Consider the following 22,338-nt stretch of genomic DNA (forward strand, 5'->3'; position numbering starts at 1 on the left):
AATTAAAAAGCGACTTACCTTTAGGCAAGCCACTTGAAGTGTCTACTGTTAGAATTAAATTTATTGCATCTCTGCGGAAATGATGCTGACTTTTTTAAAATTTTCTACTTGCACCTCCACCTGCCGATGAGCCACCTCCAAAACCACCAAAGCCCCCACCGCGTGAACCACCACTACCAAAACCTCCACCGAAACTACCTGGATAGCCTCGACGTCCTCTTGAGCGCGGTCCGCCACCGCCACCATTGGATGAAAACGTAATGACAATGAGCACTATAATGATAAGTAAGATAAAGACCCATGTGGGCATCGATTCATCCGCTTCTTGTTGCTCAGGCTTATCGCCATCCCAATTATATTCTTGTGCGACGGTTTGAAATACTTCGGCATAGGTTGTTTGAAAGGCTTTACCGATTTCTCCAGTACTTGCATATGGATAAAAAGCCGAATCCAAGATTCGTCCTAATTTACCGTCTGGTAAAGCACCTTCTAGGCCTTGCCCAACACTAATAACGACATCATTATTTCCTTCTCCTTGTCCAAATGTGGCTAAAATAAGGACACCGTTATTTTTTTCTTTATCACCAATACCCCATTCTCTAATCATCTTTGTTGCAAACATTTTGGCATCTTGCCCATTTAGGCTATCCAATGTCACGACCATTATTTCAGCCCCTGTACCATTGTCTAACTGCTCAGAATAATGGTTCAACTCATCTTCTACAGGAGTCGACAGCACATTCGCAAAATCATGGATATACGTATTTTCCATTGGTTTTGGCATCGCTGCTTGTGTGACGCCTATGTTCACCACAAAGGCAAAATAAACGATTGCGAATAGCCATGTAAAACGATTCATTATTGTTTACCCGATTCACTAAAATCTACTGACGGTGCCTGTTCAGCTCCTGCAGCTGCCTTAAAATATTCTTTTTGTTCAAAGCCAAACATACCCGCAATTAAATTGCCTGGGAAACGCTTAACAATTTTATTAAATCCTTGTACCTCATTATTGTAATCTTCACGTGCTACTGCCAAACGATTTTCCGTTCCTGCTAATTCATCCATTAGTTGACGGAAATTTGCATCCGCTTTTAAATTCGGATAATTTTCCACAACTACTAACAATCGGCTCAGTGCACCATTCAACGCATCATTTGCTAATGCTTGCTCTTCAGGCGTGTTTGCACTGCCCATCTGTGCACGTGCCTGGGTAATACTAGCAATGACTTCTTGTTCATGATTGGCATAACCTTTTACGGATTCCACTAAATTCGGGATTAAATCATAGCGACGCTGCAATTGATTTTCGACCTGCGCCCATTTGGAATCAACATTTTCTTCTGCTGTCACGAGGCTATTGTATTTTGGTATAAAGAGCAATGCTAATCCAACAAGTATAATAATAATTATTCCCACTGGTCCAAGTAATTTTTTCATTCAATATGCCCTCCTCTACTTTCTTTTCTTTACCACTAATGTGTTGTTAAAAAAACATCACTATTCTCTATATATGCAAAAGTATTTCCCCCGTATGAAATATGTCTTAATAGACATACTAAATACTGCAACAAAATATGACATAGAGGAGGAATTATTTTTGTCACAATCATTTTATAATGAGTCATCTGACGCGACATCATTCAACCAACAACAAAGCCTAAATCATGGTGGCCATGAAGTAATGGACATGCATGAAACAATTGGCGAAATCATTGCCGGACTAAACCAGAGCATAATTTTACGTCCACATGTTAAAGATCCTGAGCTATTAAGCATTTTGGATCGCCAATATAATTTCACCCTAGGAATGTACAACACGATTGTTGAATCCTTTAAAACAGGACATGATCCATCTGTTCCTACTGGGCGCTATCAAATGGAAACGGGTAATGATTTTAAATATGGCTTAACTCCTTCACAGCCGAAGAAGCCAATGCAAAATGCAAATGAAATTAATGATGAAACCATTTCTGGCTTTTTACTTGGTGCACAAAAGGATGCAGCAAAATGTATGACTGTTGCAGCAACAGAAACAACGAACCCTGTCGTTCGACGTGTTGTTGCTGATAGTATTCCCAACTGCATTGAGATGGCATACGAATTATCTATTTACCAAAATAAACATGGCTACTATCAAGTGCCTCAATACTCACAACAAGATATGCGTACTATGCTTGATTCCTTTGCAACTACGACAAATCCCCTTCATTAAATACAAAAAATGCAGTCCCAAAGGTGATGGAAAATCACTAGGGGACTGCATCTTTGCTTGAATGGCACTACATAACGTGTAAATTTATCGAAACACTTTGCTATTTTATCGCTCTATTTTTTACATGTATCGCTCAACTTTCATCAGAGCAAAAAAAAACGAACGAGTACCGTTCGTTTCACTAATTATTAAAGGACTTTTCCTAAAAAGGCTTTTGTTCGTTCATTTTGTGGATTACCGAAAAGCTCTTGGGGAGTCCCTTCTTCTACGATATAACCGCCGTCCATGAACACCACTCGATCACCTACTTCACGAGCAAAGCCCATTTCATGTGTCACAACAATCATTGTCATCCCTTCAACTGCTAGATTTTTCATAACATCTAATACTTCTTTTACCATCTCTGGGTCAAGAGCTGAAGTTGGTTCATCAAATAGAATTGCTTTAGGCTTCATTGCTAATGCACGGGCAATTGCAACTCGTTGCTGTTGGCCACCTGAAAGCTGCTCAGGATAGTTGTAAGCTTTGCTATCGAGACCCACTTTTTTCAAGAGCTCATGTCCCAGCTCTTCAGCTTCAGGACGCTTCAAATTGCGGATTTGCATCGGAGCCATTGTTATATTATCCAACACTGTCATATGAGGAAACAGGTTAAATTGTTGGAACACCATGCCAACCTCCGCTCGAATTGCATTAATATTTGTTTTCGGATCATTTATTTTTACATTTTCCACATATATTGCACCATCTGTCACTTGCTCTAGCATATTAATGCAACGTAAAAAAGTACTTTTTCCAGAACCCGATGGCCCAATTACACATACAACCTGCTTCTCTTGTATTTCATAATCAATGCCTTTTAGTACCTCTAGCTTACCAAAATATTTGTGTAAGTTTTCAATTTTAATCATCGCGCTTCCCGCCCTTCTACTTTACGAGGGACATAGCTATTGCTAAAACGTTTCTCTATATAGGCAACAACTTTTGTTACACCATACGTTAAGATTAAATATAACAATGCGGCTACAATATAAGGCTCCCAGAAACGGAAGCTTGCACCTGCCACTACTTTACTTGCATATAATATATCTGGTGCCGCAATTACTGTAACTAAAGATGAGTCTTTTAATAAGGCAATAAATTCATTGCCTAATGGCGGAATCATACGTCTAAAAGCTTGTGGCAAAATCACTTTACGCATGGCTTGATTATGAGTTAAGCCGAGTGAACGTGCCGCCTCCATTTGCCCCTTATCAATACTTTGAATACCAGCACGGAATATTTCTGCATTATAAGCTGCACAATTTAAAACCAGTGCGGTAATACCTGACACCATATATCCTAATGAATGCCCAAAAATTGTCGGAATAACGGCTAAGTGAATTAATAAGATTTGCACCAGCATTGGTGTCCCACGGAATAAATCTACATAAAGTTTACATGGCCAGTAAATCCATTTTTTCTTTGATAATTTCCCCAACCCTAGCAGTAAACCTAATATAATACCACCAAAATAACCACTGAGCGTTAAAATGATTGTCACACCAATACCACGTACAAACATATCACGGTAGTTCCAGACTATGTCCCAGCGTAAGTCAAAGATGTCCATCCGAACCCCTACTTTCCCTTTCAGATTCTTGCTATTGAATTACCCTAAAAAATCAAATGAGCCGCTAGCATATTTAGGCTAGCGGCATCCTCTACTACTTAAAGTCCGTACCTGTAATTTCTTTTAACTTACCGTTGTCTTTAATTTTTTGTAAACCTTCATTTAATATTTTTAATAATTCTTCATTGCCTTTTCTCACCATGAAGCCGTAGTATTCTTTTTCAAATGCATCATCTTTAATAACTTTTAATTTCGCTTTTGGATTTGCCTCCATGTATTCGTATATAACCGCATTATCACCAATAGTTGCATCTACGTTGCCGTTTAACATCTCTTGAATGGCAACTGGTTGATTTTCAAATGCCATGATGTTTGTACTTGCTTCACCTTGCAATTTTTTCGCAGCCATATGACCTGTTGCATTAATTTGTACGGAAATCTTTTTATCTTTTAAATCTGCTAATGATTTAATTTTTGAATCTTCTTTTACTACGATTAATAATTGAGATTCATAATAAGGTTCTGTAAAATCAAATGATTCTTTACGCTCTTCATTAATCGTAATACCTGATGCACCGATATCTGTCTCACTATTTTTTATTGTTTGGAATACTGGTTCCCAACCGATGTTGTTCCATTCCACTTCAAAGTCCATTTCATCGGCGATTGCTTGCAGTACATCTACATCAATCCCAACAATGTTTCCTTTATCGTCTACTGATTCAAATGGTGCAAAGGTAGCTTCTGTACCTACTTTATATACCTGTTTCTTGGCTCCATTATCTTCCGAAGTGCCACCGTCACTTGAAGATGTGTTTTCTTTTGTACCGCAGCCTGCTAGGACTAGTGAAAACGCTGCAACAATCATTAATAACGTCCATATACGTTTTTTCATAGTTGTCTCCCCCTAATAGTTTAAATAATATTCCGCACACTTCAATTCTCTCAATTCGGAAATGTTAGACTATTAGGTCAATTATAGTGATAATAGAGTCTAGATACAATACTATATTGCATAAAAGTAAGAGTAATTTTATAATAATAAATTCAACATCCATTATTTAGAAAAATAATGTTTAACTTAGCGATTTAATAACATTAAATGTATACTAATACATTGTTGATATAATTTTTTAGCAAAAATAACATAATTTTAGACACAAAAAAAGAATCCCCCTCAGAAAAGGATTCTTCTTTTGGACTAGCGAGCTAGCCTCACGTTCAGTTATGTTCACTAAAATAATTTGGAGTTGTTGCTTTTTTGAAGGTTTGAAGGGAATTAATACGGGAATAATGCCATATAGGTTATCCTCACTATGTTCCCCTCGTTCTCTGCTAAGCAGGCTGCTAAGCTACTTATTAGAGAGTCGAGCTATAAAAATATATCAATTTCACAGTAAAATGGCGCCCTCGGAGGGAATCGAACCCCCAGTGCAAGAACCGGAATCTTACGTGTTATCCATTACACCACGAGGGCAATTGAACACAAAAAAAAAGTACTCACTCTAGGCTTTACGGTAAAGCATCATGTAGATAACCCTCATTTTTTGAAGCATACCTGCAAAATAGTGTACTGTACTTTAACTTGCGACCTTTCTATTATACAAACGTATTGCTCACAATTCAACTATAGAATGAAAAAGTTTTAAATTTTTTTGTTATAGATTAAATTTCTCAATATCAGTGTTAATATTTGACCTTCCCTGACTATAATGTGTATGATAAGGTTACAGCTGAAATTCAATGAATGATTTCAGTAAAAGTATTCGAATTTAGTTTTTTAAGGAGGATTTAACATGAATTTAATTCCTACAGTTATTGAACAAACAAGTCGTGGTGAGCGTGCATATGACATTTATTCACGACTACTAAAAGACCGTATCATCCTATTAGGAAGTGCAATTGATGACAACGTAGCGAACTCAATCGTTGCACAGCTGCTATTCTTAGAAGCAGAAGATCCAGATAAAGACATTTCTCTTTACATTAACTCTCCTGGCGGTTCTATCACAGCTGGTATGGCAATCTATGATACAATGCAATTCATCAAGCCAAAAGTACAAACAATTTGTATCGGTATGGCAGCATCAATGGGGGCATTCCTTCTTGCTGCTGGTGAACCTGGTAAGCGCTGTGCATTACCAAATGCAGAAGTTATGATTCACCAACCACTTGGCGGTGCACAAGGCCAAGCGACTGAAATTGAAATCGCTGCAAAACGCATTTTATTCCTACGTGAAAAATTAAACGGTATTTTATCTGAGCGTACTGGCCAGCCTCTTGAGGTTATTTCAAGAGATACTGATCGCGACAACTTCATGACAGCAGAACGTGCCAAAGAATATGGCTTAATCGATCATATCTTTGAACGTAACGACCGTAAATAATAAAAAACCTCTGAGTCCCATTGGCTCAGAGGTTTTTTTGACTGGGTGCTTACTAGCTAAGCAATTATTAGCTCCCGTTTTATGTTAATCTTCTTTTTCAATAAGTGCCGCTAATGATGTAACCGCTTGCTCAGAATCGTTGCCTTCACTACTTAAAACAACCTCTGTGCCTTTTGCTATGGCTAAGCTCATAACACCCATAATGGATTTGGCATTTACTTTTTTCTCATCTTTTTCAAGAAAAATATCAGCGCTAAAGCGATTTGCTTCTTGCACAAATAGCGCTGCTTGTCTAGCTTGTAGTCCTAATTTTAACTTTACTTGGACTGTTCTCTCAGTCATTCGCAAAACTCCCTTTCACTACCGTTCATCTTATTAGTTTTATCTTACCTCACTTAATAGGAAAAGAACAATAAGCGATTGCGTATCACTTTCATACATTTTGTATATGAAAGTTAACCACCTATTTTTTCACCGCGTCTTAATGCATCTGCAATTTCATCAATTTTTCGTAATCGATGATTAACACCTGACTTACTAACGGTGCCGCTTGATACCATCTCGCCTAATTCTTTTAATGTCACATCTTGATATTCAACACGTAGACGTGCAATTTCTCTTAGTTTTTCTGGCAACTGATCTAAACCAATTGAATTTTCAATAAAGCGAATATTCTCTACCTGTCGCAGTGCTGCTCCAATTGTCTTATTCAAATTCGCCGTTTCACAGTTCACAATACGATTGACACTATTGCGCATGTCGCGCAGGATTCGAACGTCTTCAAATTTCATCATCGCTTGATGTGCACCAACAATATTTAGAAAATCAGAAATTTTTTCAGCTTCCTTTAAGTATGTTACAAAGCCTTTTTTCCGTTCAATTGTTTTCGCATTTAACTCAAATTCATTCATTAAATCCATTAATGCCTCACCATGCTCTTTATACAAAGAATAAATTTCTAAGTGATAGGCTGACGTTTCTGGATTGTTTACCGAGCCGCCTGCTAAAAAAGCGCCACGTAAATACGCTCTTTTTTGACCGCTCTTTTTAATAAGCTCTCTAGAAATCGTATGATTGAATTGAAAATCATCTGAAATTATCGCCAAATCAATTAATAGCTCACGTGCACCATCTCGTACACGGCAAATATAAACATTATTTTTTTTCAAGCGCATTTTCTTCCTGACAAGAAGCTCAACATTATAAGGATATAATTTCTTCATAATTGTATAAAGCCTTCTTGCGATGGCAGCATTTTCAGTTTGCACGTCTAAGCTAAGCTGTTTGTTAGCAAAGGATAATGAACCATTCATTCGAATTAAGGCAGATACTTCCGCTTTCATACAATGATCGTCCGCTTCTACTTGCGTTAATTCTTTTTTTGTTTCAGAAGCAAAAGACATGTCACGCCCCCCCTTTCAACCTTTATTTCTATGTATATGTTCATCTTACCATATACAACAAGCATTCCTTATGATTCTATTAGCGATTCACTTCTTTATGTTTATAGATATTTGCATAATCTACAAGCCATGCTGCAAAATTTGCAGCGTTATGACGAACCGTTCCATCTGGTCGAATTGTCGCAATATCACGTTTAATAACCTCTAAACCCATACTTTCAAGTTTTGCAACATCAAATGTTACTGGCTCAGCACATTCTTCTTTATAAAGCTCTTTTACAGGGTGAGGTAGTTTTTCGTCATTTACTAAAATAGAATCGATAAAGGAATCCCCAACATGCTTATAGATAGCTTGAACATGATCGCCTGCTGTATAAGTAATAGTTTCACCTTTTTGCGTCATTAAATTACAAACATAAATCTTACGCCCTTTTGCTTTGACAACAGCTTCTCCAATTCCCTTCACAAGCAAATTTGGAATAATACTTGTATATAAACTTCCCGGACCAATTAATATATAATCTGCTCGATTTATCGCACGAATGGCTTCTGGTAACGGTTGCACATTCTCAGGCACTAGAAAAACTCGATTCACGCGGCTTTTTGCTGAGGGAATTTTTGATTCCCCCTCAATCACTGAGCCGTCTTCTAGCTCTGCATGTAGGGAAATTTTCTTATTCGCTGCCGGAATGACACGACCATGCACTTTTAGCACCTTACCCATTTCACTAATAGCATGATTAAAATCACCCGTTATATCTGTTAGAGCTGTTAACATTAAATTACCTAATGAATGCCCACTTAAGTCTTCTGATGCTGAAAAACGATATTGAAACATTTGCTCTACAAGTGGCTCCACATCTGATAATGCAGCAATCACGTTACGTACATCACCTGGTGGTGGAATATCATAATCATCCCGTAAACGTCCTGATGAGCCTCCATCATCTGCTACTGTGACAATCGCAGTGATATCAAATGGATGATGCTTTAACCCACGTAGCAACGTGGAAAGCCCAGTCCCACCACCTATAACAACCAGCTTGGTTTGCTTTTTCCCCATTCACTCAATCCTTTCTTCGATTGATGTCACGATGCGTAATAACAGCTTTTTCATATTTGGTTAAATATTCACCAAAATATTCTGCTAACGTCACCGAGCGATGCTGCCCCCCTGTACAACCAAAAGCAATGACAAGTTGGGATTTACCCTCTTGTTTATAGAGTGGAATCATAAACTCAAACAAATCCGTTAGTTTTTGAATAAGTATTTGTGTGTCCTCTAAAGCAAGTACATAGGAGGAAACTTCTGTTTGTAGACCTGTTTTATGGCGTAAATCCTCTACATAATAAGGATTTTTTAAAAAACGGACATCGAAAACTAAATCTGCATCAATTGGCATACCGTGCTTAAATCCAAAGGACATAATGTTTACAGAAAAAATATTATCTGCATCACTTGCAAATTCTTTAACGATTTTTTCTCGTAACTCTCTAGGCTTCATATTCGATGTATTATAAACGAATTTAGCACGACCTTTTACTTCCGACAATAATTCTCGTTCTAGTTTAATGCCGTCTAATGGTAAGCCTGTTACAGCTAATGGATGCGCACGTCTCGTTTCTTTATAACGTCTAACTAGCGTCTGATCATCCGCATCTAAAAATAAAATCCGTACAACGATATCGCCTTCTTTTAGTATATGGTCAAGTGCGCCTATAAGCGAATCAAAAAAGTCGCCGCCACGCATATCCATGACAGCTGCAATACGTGTAATATTTTTACCTGAATCTTTTAGCAAGGTTAAAAAAGTTGTAAGTAATGCTGGTGGTAAATTATCAATACAGTAATACCCTAAATCCTCAAAGCTTTGAATAGCTACTGTTTTGCCAGCTCCAGACATTCCTGTAATAATGACCAATTCATGTGTACATTGTTGACTTTCAACCACCACTGTCATGCAGCTCCTTTATTGTTCTAATGATATTTGTATTTTCTCATGAAGTAATTCAAAATCCGACGTATATACAAACGTGCCATACTGAATACCTGATTGTGAAACAGCAAATTGTAAATTTGTTCGATCACCCTCAGCCATTGGCAGATGCTTCAAATCCTCCACTAGGTGCCATGCAAGCTTACCTTCTCTCGTTTCCTCAAATGCTACACCTTCAACATCTTTAGCAACAAAAGTGTAAAGCATCCATTCGTCAATCATAACGTTATTATCTTTTATGACCATTGTATATACACCCTTTAAATGTACATTCAATGGTGTAACATTTGTCTCTTCTTGAAACTCACGGACAGCGGCTTCATATATCGACTCACCGCTCTCCATTTTACCGCCTGGTGCTACATACCAGCCACGTCTTGGCTTTTGAAGTAATAATACTTGGCCGTCTTTAACGGCAATTAAGTTCGCAATTCTTTGCATAGGCACACCTCTAATCTCTTTTGCATTCTACCTTTTATTATAGCAAGACCTGTCAGCGTTTGTCCTGATTTCACATCTATACAAATCTTTCACACTTAACTGCTGTTCACAACTGGTTGCCACTAATCTTTACCGTCTTCATGAGAACATAAAAAGATGTGAGATACCATGCTTTTACGTAGGCAATACTATACGCAAAATTCTATAAATTTATGAAATAACACAATGCTCGGTCCTTCCGCAATAACAAACAACGGGAATGCGATACCTAGACATCAAAAATAGGTTGCCACCACCTAATTTAGGCGGAAACAACCTACTAAACAAAATAAAAGGGGGATTGCTAATTACACTTTGTATCATACACCTTTTATATGTCATTCAAGTTACAGCAATATTAAAACCGTATTAAAAATTCAATTTTTTTCCGGTATTAACGTGACATGCCATTATGCGTTAATTTTTTCTAGCAATTCTTCCACATAATGCTGTACTGCTTGTGCAGCAATACTGCCATCACCAGTAGCCGTTACAATCTGGCGAAGTGATTTTTCTCGCACATCGCCTGCTGCGAAAATACCTGGTACAGTTGTTTCCATATTGTCGTTTGTCACAATATAACCTGCATCGTTTAGAATTCCTAGCGCTTCAAAAGGTTTTGTTAATGGTAGCATCCCAATATAAACAAATACGCCATCAGCAACAAATTCTGACTCAGTGCCATCAATAGTTGATTGCAATGTTACACTTCCAACTTTACCATCAGCCTCATTAATCTCTTTGACAGTCGCATTCCAAATGAAATCAATTTTTTCGTTCGCAAAAGCACGGTCTTGCAGAATTTTTTGTGCACGTAGTTTATCACGACGGTGTACAATTGTTACTTTATCTGCAAAGCGCGTTAAATAAACACCCTCTTCAACTGCTGAATCTCCGCCACCTACGACAACAAGATTTTTTTGTTTGAAGAACGCCCCATCACATACTGCACAATAACTGACACCACGACCACCAAGCTCTTTTTCACCTGGTACGCCCATTTTTTTATATTCTGCGCCTGTAGAAAGAATTATGGCACGTGTTTTATATTCTTTAGCACCCGATTTAATTGTTTTGTATTCGTCACCGTCGATGATTTCTGTTACATCACCATAAGCATACTCAGCGCCAAACTTCTTCGCATGCTCAAACATTTTTGTAGATAGCTCAGGGCCTAGAATTGTATCAAAACCAGGATAGTTTTCTACTTCTTCCGTATTGGCCATTTGACCACCTGGAATACCACGTTCAATCATTAACGTTGAAAGATTCGCACGTGACGTATATACTGCAGCAGTCATCCCTGCAGGACCTGCACCAATAATGACAACATCATAAATTTTTTCTTCTGACATAACTACTTCCCCCTAAACTTTTATTGCTTTTTATAAGTACGAATGGAGCTAAGACTTCCACTGTGAAATGCGTATAAGCCGTAAATCAGCATCCATAAGTACCCAATTGCTTCAGTTATTCACTCAGCAAGGATGAAGAAAAATCCCACTGAATTAAAGCTTCACTTTATAAATAATGTTAGTATGTTCATCGTATGTGAAAGTATAAAGTTATTCAACTATGTTGCTCACAGTCTAATTATGACTGTTTGGTAAAAACATCAAAATTTCATCAATATATTTCGATAATGTTGACACAGATACCCCATATTGTTCAGCTATTTCTTTTTTTGTCACCTTTAACATGCGCGATGAGCGAAATAAATAATCATTAGCTCCCGCAATCGCCGCTGGGTTCGTAAAGCGATAATTTTGTGTGAGTGCTTGTTCACATAGTACAAACCACATTTGAAACATTGGCGTAACAACAGTAGTAAGTTTTCCATACTGTTCAAGTAAAATCTCTGGTACCTTTACAGCACGTAAAAAGCTTGCTTCCACCTTGTTTTTCTCATCAAATTGATGACCAAGTGCATAGGCCAAAAAAAGTTTTTCAAACGCATTGTACTGCTCAACATCAATCCATTTCGGATGCGCTATAATTTCCTGTTTATGTGCTGTACTACTTAGTAAAAATAAGCCAAAAATACGGTCGCTTGCATAACTACTATCGAGTTTCTCCACTATAAAATCACGATCATGTTCTAACGCATCAAGTTCATACGTATTTTCCTGTTGCTTCCAAGGTTCAAAGCCTTCTTTTTCAGGATCTTGTTCAAGCAACTGTGCCCAAGCACTTTTTGAAATATCTTCATGCCCTGAAAAATAAGCCGCATGTGATAACCAAAAATAAAATCCAGCATCGCCCAAATAACCACGTTTTTGCATACTACGCAACCATTTAAAGGCTAATTCATATTGTCCAATAAGTGCTAACGTTGCACCTAGTTTATAACGATGCTCCCATGCATATGGCTGAATTTTCACCAGGACATCTAAAAGTGCTTTTAATTCCTCATCATTTTTTTCATAGTACGCGATTACGGTTAAATTACATAGTGCATGTAAATTCCCCTTATTGTCTCGTAAAACATTATTCAGTAATGCTTTGGCCTGCTCAGGCTCTCCAACATAAAAATAAGCCAATGCTAAATTGTTATAAGCCGACCAAAATTCAGGTCTATCTTCAATTAAATCTTCTAAAATGCTAATAGCCTCAGGAAAATCGCCCTTTTCCATACAACGTCGTGCCTGTTCTTGACGATATAAATCCTCTCCTGAACCTTCTGGCTCTTCAAAATCATCCTGCTCAAAAGCGACAAAATCTAAAATCTCAGCCGCTTCATCTGCATATGCGCCCTCTGGCTCCATTTGTAAATATTGCTCAGCAAATCGTTTTGCATCCTGAATCATACCGACGCATCCAGATACCTCTGCCATATAAAAAATAATCTCAGGCTCACCAGGGTCTAATTGATAGGCACGACGAAGTAGATCATACGCTTCCTCAAAACGTTGACCGTCCAGTTCTACAATGGCTAATTGCAATAAAATCATCGGATCATCTGGGCTTAGATCCACAGCACGTTGTAGATATTTATAAGCTTTATTCATTTGCCCACTATTCATTGCTTGAATTGATTTTTTATAATAATAGTCGCCTGTTGGAATGAACGATACGACATTCGTTTGACTCTCTTTTTGACGTTTCTTTTCCAAAATATTTCCTCCGAAACAAGAAATAAGGAACGCATTACACGTTCCTTTCACAGTAACTTTCATTATACCATACTATAAGCAATATGCTGTTATTTCTCCTCGTGACGTTTTTCCAACACATGTAATACGTCAAACACACTTACTTTCTGTTCCTGTAATAACACTAATAAATGGTACATTAAATCCGCTGCTTCCCATTTAACTTCCTCTGCATCACGGTTTTTCGCACCGATGACAACTTCTGTAGCTTCTTCACCAACTTTTTTACAAATTTTATCGATACCTTTTTCGAATAAATATGTAGTATAAGCACCCTCTGGCATTTCTTGTTCACGTTTTTCAATGATTTTTACAAGCTCTGGAATAATTCCGACTGAACCGACCTTGGCATTTTCTTGAAGAACTTCTGTAAAGCAAGAAGTTGTGCCGTTATGACAAGCGGGACCTGCAGGAAGCACTTCAACGACTATTGCATCGCCGTCGCAATCTGCTTTGATGGATACGACCTTTTGCGTATGACCACTTGTAGCCCCTTTATGCCAAAGTTGCTGACGTGAACGTGAGTAGAACCAAGTTTCACCGGATTCAATAGTTTTTTTCAAGGATTCTTTGTTCATGTATGCTACAGTTAATACTTCTTTTGTAGTAGCGTCTTGCACTACTGCTGTAACAAGACCTGCATGGTCAAATTTGATATTGTCAATCATCTTATTGCCACTCCTTTTTCACGTAAGTACTCTTTTACTTGTGCTACACTCGTTTCTTTATAGTGAAAGATAGATGCCGCAAGTGCTGCATCTGCATCAACATCTTCTGATAATACTTCGTAAAAATGTTCGGCATTTCCTGCACCGCCACTAGCGATTACAGGAACTGTCACAGCCCCACGTACCGCTTTTGTTAATGCTAAGTCAAAACCTGACTTCTCTCCGTCTTGATTCATGCTTGTTAATAAAATCTCACCTGCACCTAAGCGAACAGCTTCCTTTGCCCATTCCGTTGCTTGCCAAGTTGTTTTATTACGGCCACCGTGAGTATAGACCATCCATGTGCTGTCTTCTTCACTGTAGCGGGCATCAATTGCCACAACGATACATTGTGCGCCGAAGAAGTCGGAACCTTCTTTAATAAGCGCTGGACGTTCTATGGCAGAGGTATTGACGGATACTTTATCTGCACCTGCACGTAAAATACGTTTCATATCATCTAATGTGCGAATACCACCACCCACCGTAAATGGAATGGCAAGTGTGGCCGCTGTTTGGCGCACTACATCTACCATTGTTTCACGCCCTTCATGTGATGCCGATATATCAAGAAACACTAGCTCATCTGCTCCTTGCTCATCATAAAACTTTGCAAGTTCTACAGGGTCCCCTGCATCACGTAATGACATGAACTGTACACCTTTTACAACACGTCCTTCCTTAACATCCAGACATGGAATAATACGCTTTGTTAGCACGCCGCCACCCCTTTTAACCACTGATCTAATAAGTACACACCAAGTTCTCCTGATTTTTCGGGATGGAACTGCATGCCCGTAATCGCTCCATTCGTGACAATGCCTGGTACCTTGATACCATGGTAATCCGCATAGGCTACAAGCTCATTGGCATCCATTCCTGTTGCATAAAATGAATGTACGAAATAGACATGCTTCGCCTGTGCTTCATCCTTTAGCCAAGCTGGGCGGTTAGCTACAACTAGCTCATTCCACCCCATATGTGGCACACGGTATTGTTTTCCCTCATGCTCACCGCTAAAACGTTGAATACTTCCTTTAAAGAAACCTAAGCCTTTCGTCAATGAAACCTCATCACTGTCATCGAATAGTAGTTGCATACCTAAGCAAATACCGAGCAACGGGCGATGTTCTGCTTTTACTTTTTGTAAGTAACTAGCTAGATTTGTGTCAGCTAGACGTTTCATCGCATCAGGAAATGCCCCAACTCCTGGTAATAAAAGAGCATCTGTAGCATCCAGCTCATTTACATCCGCAGTAACTATAACATCACACCCAAGACGTTTTAGTGCCTGTTCAACACTGAACAAGTTGCCCATTCCATAATCAATCACACCAACTTTCACGTTAACAGCCCCTTTGTTGAAGGTACGCCCTTAACACGTGGATCAATCTCTACTGCCGCATCAATAGCACGTGCTAAAGCTTTGAAAATCGCTTCGATAATGTGATGTGTATTATGTCCATATGGCACGATGACATGGACGTTCATACGTGCTTCTAGCGCAAACTTCCATAAAAACTCATGCACTAATTCCGTATCAAATGTACCCACCTTCTCTTTTAGTGCCGGTACACGGTATTCTAAATGCGGACGGTTTGAACAATCCACAACAACTTGTGCAAGGGCATCATCCATTGGAACAAAAGCAGTGCCATAACGTTTAATGCCTTTTTTATCTCCTAGCGCCTCCCGTATCGCTTGTCCTAATACAATGCCAAGATCTTCTGTCGTATGATGATCATCAATATATGTATCACCATCAGCTTGAATAGTACCATCAAAAAGACCATGCTTAATAAATAAGTCAAGCATATGATCCATAAAGCCGACACCTGTTTTAATGTCTGCTTTTCCTTCACCGTCTAAATTAATAGCCACAGAAATTTGTGTTTCATTTGTTTTTCGTTCTACTTTTGCATACCGTGTCTTTTCTGTCATCCTGCTACTCCTTTTCCCATCCACGCGATTCTACTGCACGTGCATGACCCTCTAAGCCTTCCATGCGTGCTAAGCGTGCAATTTTCGGCGCATTTGCTGCCCAAGTTTTTTCACTATAATAAACGATACTTGATTTTTTCAAGAAATCATCGACATTTAACCCACTTGCAAAACGTGCTGTACTACTGGTTGGTAACACGTGGTTAGTGCCAGCAAAATAATCCCCAACCGGCTCTGAACTATAACGACCGATAAATATCCCACCTGCATGACGTACTTTTTCAGCTACAGCTTCTGCATTTTTCGTGACAACTTCTAGATGTTCAGGTGCCAGTGAATTAATAGCATCCACAGCATCTGCCATCGTTTCTGCAATATAAATGGCACCAAAATTTTCAACAGATGCACGCGCTACTTCCGCACGCGGTAACGTAACTAACTGTTTTTCTACTTCTATTGCGACCCTATGAGCAAGTTCTTCAGAAGTTGTGACTAAAATTGGACAAGCCATTTTATCATGTTCTGCCTGCGATAAAAGATCCGCTGCTATTTCATCTGCAAAGGCTGTTTCATCTGCTAGTACTGCAATTTCACTTGGTCCCGCAATCATGTCAATGGCTACTTCACCAAATACTTCTCGTTTGGCAAGCGCTACAAAAATATTACCGGGGCCCGTTATCTTGTCGACGGCTGAAATGGTTTCTGTGCCATATGCAAGAGCCGCAATTGCCTGTGCACCACCGATTTTGTATATTTCCTCTACACCTAAAATATGTGCTGCTGCAAGTACACCTACTGGTAAATGTCCATCTCTTCCAGCAGGTGAAGTAATTACAATACGCTTTACACCTGCAACTTGGGCAGGAATAACGTTCATTAACACGGATGAAGGATAGGCTGCAGTCCCCCCTGGGACATATAGACCTACTGCATCAAGCGCTGTTATACGCTGTCCAAGCCAAGAGCCATCAGCTAAGTCTAAACGGTAGCCTGTACGCATTTGCTGCTCGTGATATAGGCGAATATTATCTGCCGCTTCCTTTAAATCCGTGTATAATTGGGCATCAAGAGCATTTGCACCTGCTTCAATCTCTTCTTTTGTCACATGTAACTTGTCTGGCGCAAAACCATCCCATTTTTCTGTATAGGTGCGTACTGCTGTATCCCCTTGTGCTCGTACATCTGCTAATACCTGACGTACGACCTTTAATTGTTCTTCATTACCACCCTCAAGTGGGCGTTTTAAAGATATTCCTTTTGCTAGTTTGGTAATCTTCATTCACAAAGTCCCCTTTAATTGACACATTGTTTTAAGCGCTTTACAAGGTCAATAATTCGATTGCCCTTCATGCGATAGCTTACTGGATTGGCGATTAAACGAGATGAAACATCTGTAATATGTTCATACTCCACTAAGCCATTTTCCTTGAGCGTACGTCCGGTTGAGACAATATCCACAATGCGATCAGCTAAACCGATCATTGGTGCTAATTCGATTGAGCCATTTAATTCAATAATTTCGACTTGCTCACCGATACCTTTATAATATTTCATGGCAATATTTGGATACTTCGTAGCAATTCTTGGCGCAATTTCGTTCATTGTTGTCTTGGGTAAACCTGCTGATGCAATATAACAAGCACTAATTTTCAAATCGAGCAACTCATGCACCACACGCTGTTGCTCCAATAATACGTCTTTTCCAGCTATGCCTATATCAGCTACACCATGCTCTACATAGACAGGTACATCCATAGGCTTCGCTAAAATAAAACGAATTTTCTCTTCAGGGATTTCAATCATTAATTTACGTGACATCTCTACTTCTTCAGGTAAATTAAAGCCCGCTTCAATAAGCATCTGGTATGCCTCTTCAAATATGCGTCCTTTCGGCATAGCAATTGTTAATTCATTCATCATCATTTCCCCCCAGTCCCACAACGACTACCTTTGTAAAATGTGCTTGGAAGGCCTCTTCATCGACTAAACTACTTCTCAATTGTAAAGTTGTCTGTTTACCAGCTAGACGAAAGGCTTGCACCTTTTCAAGCGCGGCTTCAAAGTCTTCTTCTGCAAACAATACGACAATTGCTTCTTCCTTCTCAACAGTTTGTCCTGCTAACGTTTCTAGTAAGCGGTCCACCCGAATACTAAATCCAGTCGCACCTACTTTTGAGCCAAACACTTCAAGCAAACCATCATATCGACCACCGTTTCCTAGTGGGAAGCCACTACCGGATGCAAACACTTCAAAGAGCATTCCTGTGTAATAACTCATATGGCTAGAAAGCGTAAAATCAAACGCAACATAGTCAGCTAAATTTGCTACCTCGAGTAATTTTGCGAGCTGCTGCATATAATCAAGTGCATCATTTTTACGCACATACTTTTCAATATCTTTTATTTCCTTTAAAGTCATGGCTTCTTCTATGAATTGTAACAATGCATCCGATTTAGTCTTTGGTAAATCAAAGGCTTCCACAGCTTCCTCAAATCCTACATAGTTGCGCTGCACCAGCAATGTACGTAAAGTATCTTCTTGCTCAATGCTTTCTGTATAGTCCTGCAAAATGCAGTTTAGTACACCCGCATGTCCAATTGTTACTTTGAATTCTTCTAAGCCAAACTGCTTTAATAGCTCCATTGCTGTAACAATAACCTCGGCATCAGCAAAAACTGAATTATCACCAATCAGCTCGATACCCATTTGTTCAAATTCTGCTGGTCGGCCGCCTTCTGTTTCCTGTGCACGAAAGACACTTGCAAAATAAGCTAAGCGTAGCGGAATCTTTTCTTTTAATAATTTTGAAGTAGCCACGCGAGCAATTGGTGTGGTCATATCTGGGCGAAGTACTAACGTGTTCCCTTGACTATCAACCAACTTAAATAAGTGCGCATCAGAAATTGCAGATGCTTTCCCAACCGTATCAAAATATTCTACCGTTGGTGTTTTTATAAATTCATAGCCCCTTGAGCGTAAAAATTCTCGTCCTGTATGTCTTACAGCTTCTACTTTTTCATAAATTTGCGGAAATGTATCACGCATACCAAGCGGCTTTTCAAACATTTTAATCGATGACATTTTGACACTTCCTTACGTTTCACTTTAATCCACTAGAGTATTAGAGAAATAGATTATGAAAGAATTTTAACGCATTCTTCCCAATCAGTCAATGTAATTCCTCTATAAGTTCTCGAATAATTTCGATACTTACTATTCTGTTAATTATACACTTATTTATGTAAAGAGAAACTTTAATCGGTAGCGTTTCCGACGCGAAAGCGGCACTTGCAAACATTCTTATACGTCATCCGCCTTTTATGCATTATCCTTATCACAAGGCATATAAAAACTCACGATGCGCATTCACGCATCGTGAGTTTTATCTTACTTTTTAGGTGTACTCCATTGCACAACTTCATTACGTTTACGCTCTGCCATCTGTTCAGCTGTAAAAATAATTTGCATAGGATTACCACCTGCTAGACAGCCAGCTGGCACATCCTTATGTACAAGGGTTGCAGCTGAAACAATTGCTCCGTCACCTATCGTCACACCTGGTAAAATTGTTGAATTGGCACCCACCATCACTTCATTGCCAATATGCACATCCCCTAATCGGTATTCCTCAATTAAATATTCATGTGCCAATATTGTCGTATTAAAGCCAATAACCGTATTATTTCCAACATGAATACGTTCAGGGAACATTGTATCTGGCATGACCATTAAAGCTAACGACGATTGATGACCAATATCCATTTTTAATATAGTGCGATACAGCCAGTTTTTTACACGTAAAAATGGTGTGAAGCGCCCAATTTGAATGACAATGAAACACTTCATCACCTTCCAAAAGGACACCGTATCATAAATATTCCACAGCGAGTTCGCTCCTTCGACACGGTAACGTTCTGTTTTACGAGCCATCAACTTACCCCTCTTTCACGATGTCAATTAAATCCGTCATAGCTTGCAACATATATTCCGGCTTAAACTGCAGTAAGTAGTCCGCACCTCTTATCGACCAAGCAACACCAGCTGCTTTAACACCTGCATTGTGTCCTGCCTCAATATCGTGAGAATTGTCTCCAATCATAATGGCATCTTCTTTCGCTACGCCAAGGCGTTCAAGAGCTAGCAACACAGGTTCAGGATTGGGCTTTACATTCTTTACATCATCCGTTCCAATACGTACATCAAATAAATGAGTCGCACCTAGTACACCCAGTCCACGGTCAATCATTTCATTACGTTTTGTTGAGACAATCGCTAATTGAATGCCCATCGACTTTAAATGCTCTAAAGTTGCAACAACATCAGGGTAATCTGTCACTAGCTCATCATGATGAAGCACATTCCAAGTACGATATTTTGCCATCATTGCATCTTCTTCGCCAGGCGCTATGTCACTAAATGTCTGCTTTAATGACGGTCCAATGAAATTCAGGCAATCTTTTGACGAATATTGCCCGGGAAATCTTTCTTCTAAAACATGCATGAACGTTTGAATGATTAAATCATTCGTATTGAGTAGTGTACCATCAAAATCAAACAGCAATGCCTTTACAGCCATGTGTTGCACCCCTTATTTATTATCCAAATATTTCACAGTAGGTTTGACCATCCAGCGTCGGCAAAGTATCGCACCAAGACCAACTACGATGCCTATAATTGAGACAACTTGAGCCGAACGTAAATCTCCCACTAAATAAAGACTATCTGTACGTAAGCCTTCGATATAGAAACGCCCAATTGAATACCATATTAAATAACTAAAGAAAATTTCCCCACGATTTAAATTCACTTTCCGCAACGCTAATAATATTATTAAACCGATAAGGTTCCAAACAGACTCATATAAAAAAGTTGGATGTACATAAGTGCCTAATTCCTCAATATACATTTGATTGATAATCCAATCAGGTAACATTAAATTTTCTAGGAATCCACGTGATACTGGTCCTCCGAACGCCTCCTGGTTCATAAAATTTCCCCAACGCCCAATGATTTGTCCAATTAAAATACTTGGTGCTGCAATATCTGCCACTCGTAAAAAGCTTACTCCTTTTATACGTGTGAATATGTAAGCTGTCGCAAAGGCACCTAACAGTGCACCATGAATAGCAATACCACCATTCCAAATTTCAATTATCTTTCCAGGATTTTGTCCATAGTAGTCCCAGCGCATTGATACATAGTATATACGTGCACATATGATTGAAATAGGGACTGCCCATAATAATAAATCTGCTAGAAAATCCTCTGACAGACCTCGTTTTACAGCCTCTCTTTGCCCTACAAAGTACGCTAAAATAATACCCGATACTATTAATAAACCATACCAACGAACAGGTATAGGGCCTAAATGAAACGCAATCGGGTTAATGTCTAATAGTAGTAAGTCCATTTTATGCTCCTCTCAATATCCATCACTCACACGTCGATGTTTGTGCATCACCTTGTCAAAAGCTAATCATCTAGCTCATCTGTAGATGAAATTACTTCATCTAATCGTCTTGAAAATTCTTCGGCTGCATTGACGCCCATTTTTTTCAGACGATAATTCATTGCCGCTACTTCAATAATGACAGATACATTTCGTCCAGGTCTAACTGGGATTGTTAACTTAGTTAACTCTGTATCAATTATTTTCATTTTTTCCTCTTCTAAACCTAATCGATCATATACCTTTTCTGGGTCCCAAATTTCAAGTTCAATTATCAAAGTAATACGTTTATATGGTCTTACAGCACTTGCACCAAAGAGGGTCATAATATCGATTATGCCAATACCCCTGATTTCAAGTAAATGCTCTAAAAGCGGTGGTGGACTACCAATTAAAAAATTTTCTGATTCTTGGCGAATTTCCACGCAATCATCCGCTACTAATCGATGTCCTTTTTTCACAAGCTCTAGCGCTGTTTCACTTTTCCCAACACCACTTTTTCCGATAATCAGTACACCAATGCCATACACATCGACTAAAACACCATGAGCGGCTGTCATAGGTGCCAAGCGACCCTCTAAATAATTTGTCAGTCTGCTGGAAAATTTTGTCGTTGTCATATGTGTTTTAAAAATTGGTACATGCTTTTCATTCGAAGCTTGAATAAGTTCATCGGGCACCTCTAAGTCACGAGAGATAATAATTGCTGGTGTATCTTGCGAGCACAGCAATCGCATACGCTCAAGTTTAACATTTGCTGGTAGCATTTCAAAAAAGGACAGTTCCGTTTTACCTAGCAATTGTACGCGGTTTGCAGGGTAATGCGTAAAATATCCAGCCATTTCCAGTCCTGGTCTTGAAATATCGCTCGTAGCAATCGTTCTTCCGATTCCTTCCTCGCCGCCTAATAATTCTAATTTAAATTTCTCCATTACGTCCCTTGTTAATACTACGACCAATGTTTGTAGCCTCCATTCAAACGACTTGAATATTG

Annotated in this window: 25 protein-coding genes and 1 tRNA gene; 2 read left to right on the forward strand and 24 right to left on the reverse strand. The window is 38.9% G+C overall.

Going from position 1 to position 22,338, the window contains the following annotated elements; translation table 11 throughout:
* Positions 1–94 precede the first annotated feature (94 nt).
* Both C9J31_RS19340 and C9J31_RS19345 read right to left on the reverse strand, forming a co-directional pair.
* The gene (locus tag C9J31_RS19340; protein WP_238602033.1) at positions 95–859 is read right to left on the reverse strand and encodes a TPM domain-containing protein; all 765 of its coding nucleotides are present in this window, start codon (positions 857–859) and stop codon (positions 95–97) included.
* Positions 859–1,440: a LemA family protein gene (locus tag C9J31_RS19345; RefSeq protein ID WP_107925257.1), complete on the reverse strand. Its 582-nt coding sequence runs from the start codon at positions 1,438–1,440 to the stop codon at positions 859–861. Before C9J31_RS19345 ends, C9J31_RS19340 begins: the two co-directional genes overlap by 1 nt.
* A 160-nt stretch (positions 1,441–1,600) precedes the next feature.
* On the opposite strand from C9J31_RS19345, the gene C9J31_RS19350 reads away from it, so the two are divergent.
* Positions 1,601–2,215, forward strand: coding sequence for a spore coat protein (locus C9J31_RS19350; RefSeq protein WP_107949342.1), 615 nt, complete (start codon positions 1,601–1,603; stop codon positions 2,213–2,215).
* 188 nt (positions 2,216–2,403) lie between these two features.
* On the opposite strand, the gene C9J31_RS19355 is transcribed toward C9J31_RS19350, so the two are convergent.
* The 4 genes from C9J31_RS19355 to C9J31_RS19370 all read right to left on the reverse strand — a co-directional run bounded on the left by C9J31_RS19355 (position 2,404) and on the right by C9J31_RS19370 (position 5,304).
* Positions 2,404–3,126 carry an amino acid ABC transporter ATP-binding protein gene (locus C9J31_RS19355; protein ID WP_107949344.1) on the reverse strand — a complete coding sequence of 241 codons (723 nt, stop codon included), beginning with the start codon at positions 3,124–3,126 and terminating at the stop codon, positions 2,404–2,406.
* Positions 3,123–3,827 (reverse strand): amino acid ABC transporter permease, encoded by a 705-nt coding sequence (locus C9J31_RS19360; protein ID WP_107925259.1) that lies wholly within the window; start codon positions 3,825–3,827, stop codon positions 3,123–3,125. Before C9J31_RS19360 ends, C9J31_RS19355 begins: the two co-directional genes overlap by 4 nt.
* A gap of 94 nt (positions 3,828–3,921) precedes the next feature.
* Positions 3,922–4,722: a basic amino acid ABC transporter substrate-binding protein gene (locus tag C9J31_RS19365; protein ID WP_107925260.1), complete on the reverse strand. Its 801-nt coding sequence runs from the start codon at positions 4,720–4,722 to the stop codon at positions 3,922–3,924.
* A gap of 507 nt (positions 4,723–5,229) precedes the next feature.
* Positions 5,230–5,304, reverse strand: a tRNA-Arg gene (locus C9J31_RS19370).
* A 319-nt stretch (positions 5,305–5,623) separates the two neighbouring features.
* Between C9J31_RS19370 and clpP the strand changes: the two genes are divergently transcribed.
* The gene (clpP, locus tag C9J31_RS19375; protein ID WP_054767967.1) at positions 5,624–6,214 is read left to right on the forward strand and encodes an ATP-dependent Clp endopeptidase proteolytic subunit ClpP; all 591 of its coding nucleotides are present in this window, start codon (positions 5,624–5,626) and stop codon (positions 6,212–6,214) included.
* An 84-nt stretch (positions 6,215–6,298) separates the two neighbouring features.
* Here clpP and C9J31_RS19380 read toward each other — a convergent pair whose 3' ends face one another.
* The 18 genes from C9J31_RS19380 to hprK all read right to left on the reverse strand — a co-directional run bounded on the left by C9J31_RS19380 (position 6,299) and on the right by hprK (position 22,303).
* The gene (locus tag C9J31_RS19380) at positions 6,299–6,556 is read right to left on the reverse strand and encodes an HPr family phosphocarrier protein (protein ID WP_107925261.1); all 258 of its coding nucleotides are present in this window, start codon (positions 6,554–6,556) and stop codon (positions 6,299–6,301) included.
* A gap of 113 nt (positions 6,557–6,669) precedes the next feature.
* The gene (gene whiA, locus C9J31_RS19385) at positions 6,670–7,617 is read right to left on the reverse strand and encodes a DNA-binding protein WhiA (protein WP_107925262.1); all 948 of its coding nucleotides are present in this window, start codon (positions 7,615–7,617) and stop codon (positions 6,670–6,672) included.
* Between the two features lie 79 nt (positions 7,618–7,696).
* Positions 7,697–8,680, reverse strand: a complete 984-nt coding sequence (locus C9J31_RS19390; RefSeq protein WP_054767966.1) for a gluconeogenesis factor YvcK family protein — start codon at positions 8,678–8,680, stop codon at positions 7,697–7,699.
* A 4-nt stretch (positions 8,681–8,684) separates the two neighbouring features.
* Positions 8,685–9,578, reverse strand: coding sequence for an RNase adapter RapZ (rapZ, locus tag C9J31_RS19395; RefSeq protein ID WP_107949346.1), 894 nt, complete (start codon positions 9,576–9,578; stop codon positions 8,685–8,687).
* 9 nt (positions 9,579–9,587) lie between these two features.
* Entirely contained in the window at positions 9,588–10,055 is a 468-nt protein-coding gene (locus C9J31_RS19400) for an NUDIX domain-containing protein (RefSeq protein WP_107949347.1), read from the reverse strand.
* A 449-nt stretch (positions 10,056–10,504) separates the two neighbouring features.
* Positions 10,505–11,449, reverse strand: coding sequence for a thioredoxin-disulfide reductase (trxB, locus tag C9J31_RS19405; protein ID WP_107925264.1), 945 nt, complete (start codon positions 11,447–11,449; stop codon positions 10,505–10,507).
* Between the two features lie 234 nt (positions 11,450–11,683).
* On the reverse strand, positions 11,684–13,207 hold the full coding sequence (locus C9J31_RS19410; protein WP_107925265.1) for a tetratricopeptide repeat protein: 1,524 nt from the start codon (positions 13,205–13,207) through the stop codon (positions 11,684–11,686).
* A gap of 89 nt (positions 13,208–13,296) precedes the next feature.
* A complete protein-coding gene (gene hisIE, locus C9J31_RS19415) occupies positions 13,297–13,914 on the reverse strand; it encodes a bifunctional phosphoribosyl-AMP cyclohydrolase/phosphoribosyl-ATP diphosphatase HisIE (RefSeq protein ID WP_107949349.1) in 618 nt (205 codons plus the stop codon).
* Positions 13,911–14,672 carry an imidazole glycerol phosphate synthase subunit HisF gene (gene hisF / locus C9J31_RS19420; RefSeq protein WP_107949351.1) on the reverse strand — a complete coding sequence of 254 codons (762 nt, stop codon included), beginning with the start codon at positions 14,670–14,672 and terminating at the stop codon, positions 13,911–13,913. Before hisF ends, hisIE begins: the two co-directional genes overlap by 4 nt.
* Positions 14,666–15,298: an imidazole glycerol phosphate synthase subunit HisH gene (gene hisH, locus C9J31_RS19425; RefSeq protein ID WP_107949352.1), complete on the reverse strand. Its 633-nt coding sequence runs from the start codon at positions 15,296–15,298 to the stop codon at positions 14,666–14,668. The genes hisF and hisH overlap by 7 nt, the downstream gene beginning before the upstream one ends.
* Complete coding sequence (hisB, locus tag C9J31_RS19430; protein WP_107949354.1) at positions 15,295–15,894, reverse strand: imidazoleglycerol-phosphate dehydratase HisB; 600 nt, start codon at positions 15,892–15,894, stop codon at positions 15,295–15,297. The genes hisH and hisB overlap by 4 nt, the downstream gene beginning before the upstream one ends.
* A 4-nt stretch (positions 15,895–15,898) precedes the next feature.
* A complete protein-coding gene (gene hisD / locus C9J31_RS19435; protein ID WP_107949356.1) occupies positions 15,899–17,173 on the reverse strand; it encodes a histidinol dehydrogenase in 1,275 nt (424 codons plus the stop codon).
* A 14-nt stretch (positions 17,174–17,187) separates the two neighbouring features.
* The gene (gene hisG / locus C9J31_RS19440) at positions 17,188–17,811 is read right to left on the reverse strand and encodes an ATP phosphoribosyltransferase (protein ID WP_054768006.1); all 624 of its coding nucleotides are present in this window, start codon (positions 17,809–17,811) and stop codon (positions 17,188–17,190) included.
* Positions 17,804–18,976: an ATP phosphoribosyltransferase regulatory subunit gene (locus C9J31_RS19445; RefSeq protein WP_107949358.1), complete on the reverse strand. Its 1,173-nt coding sequence runs from the start codon at positions 18,974–18,976 to the stop codon at positions 17,804–17,806. Before C9J31_RS19445 ends, hisG begins: the two co-directional genes overlap by 8 nt.
* A gap of 306 nt (positions 18,977–19,282) precedes the next feature.
* Entirely contained in the window at positions 19,283–19,825 is a 543-nt protein-coding gene (locus tag C9J31_RS19450; RefSeq protein ID WP_107925269.1) for an acyltransferase, read from the reverse strand.
* A gap of 4 nt (positions 19,826–19,829) precedes the next feature.
* Positions 19,830–20,471, reverse strand: a complete 642-nt coding sequence (gene ppaX, locus C9J31_RS19455; RefSeq protein WP_107925270.1) for a pyrophosphatase PpaX — start codon at positions 20,469–20,471, stop codon at positions 19,830–19,832.
* A gap of 12 nt (positions 20,472–20,483) precedes the next feature.
* Positions 20,484–21,305 carry a prolipoprotein diacylglyceryl transferase gene (gene lgt / locus C9J31_RS19460; RefSeq protein WP_107949360.1) on the reverse strand — a complete coding sequence of 274 codons (822 nt, stop codon included), beginning with the start codon at positions 21,303–21,305 and terminating at the stop codon, positions 20,484–20,486.
* 62 nt (positions 21,306–21,367) lie between these two features.
* A complete protein-coding gene (gene hprK, locus C9J31_RS19465) occupies positions 21,368–22,303 on the reverse strand; it encodes an HPr(Ser) kinase/phosphatase (protein ID WP_107925271.1) in 936 nt (311 codons plus the stop codon).
* Between the last annotated feature and the right edge of the window lie 35 nt (positions 22,304–22,338).

It is taken from the genome of Lysinibacillus parviboronicapiens (genome assembly GCF_003049605.2).
Lineage (GTDB): Bacteria > Bacillota > Bacilli > Bacillales_A > Planococcaceae > Lysinibacillus > Lysinibacillus parviboronicapiens.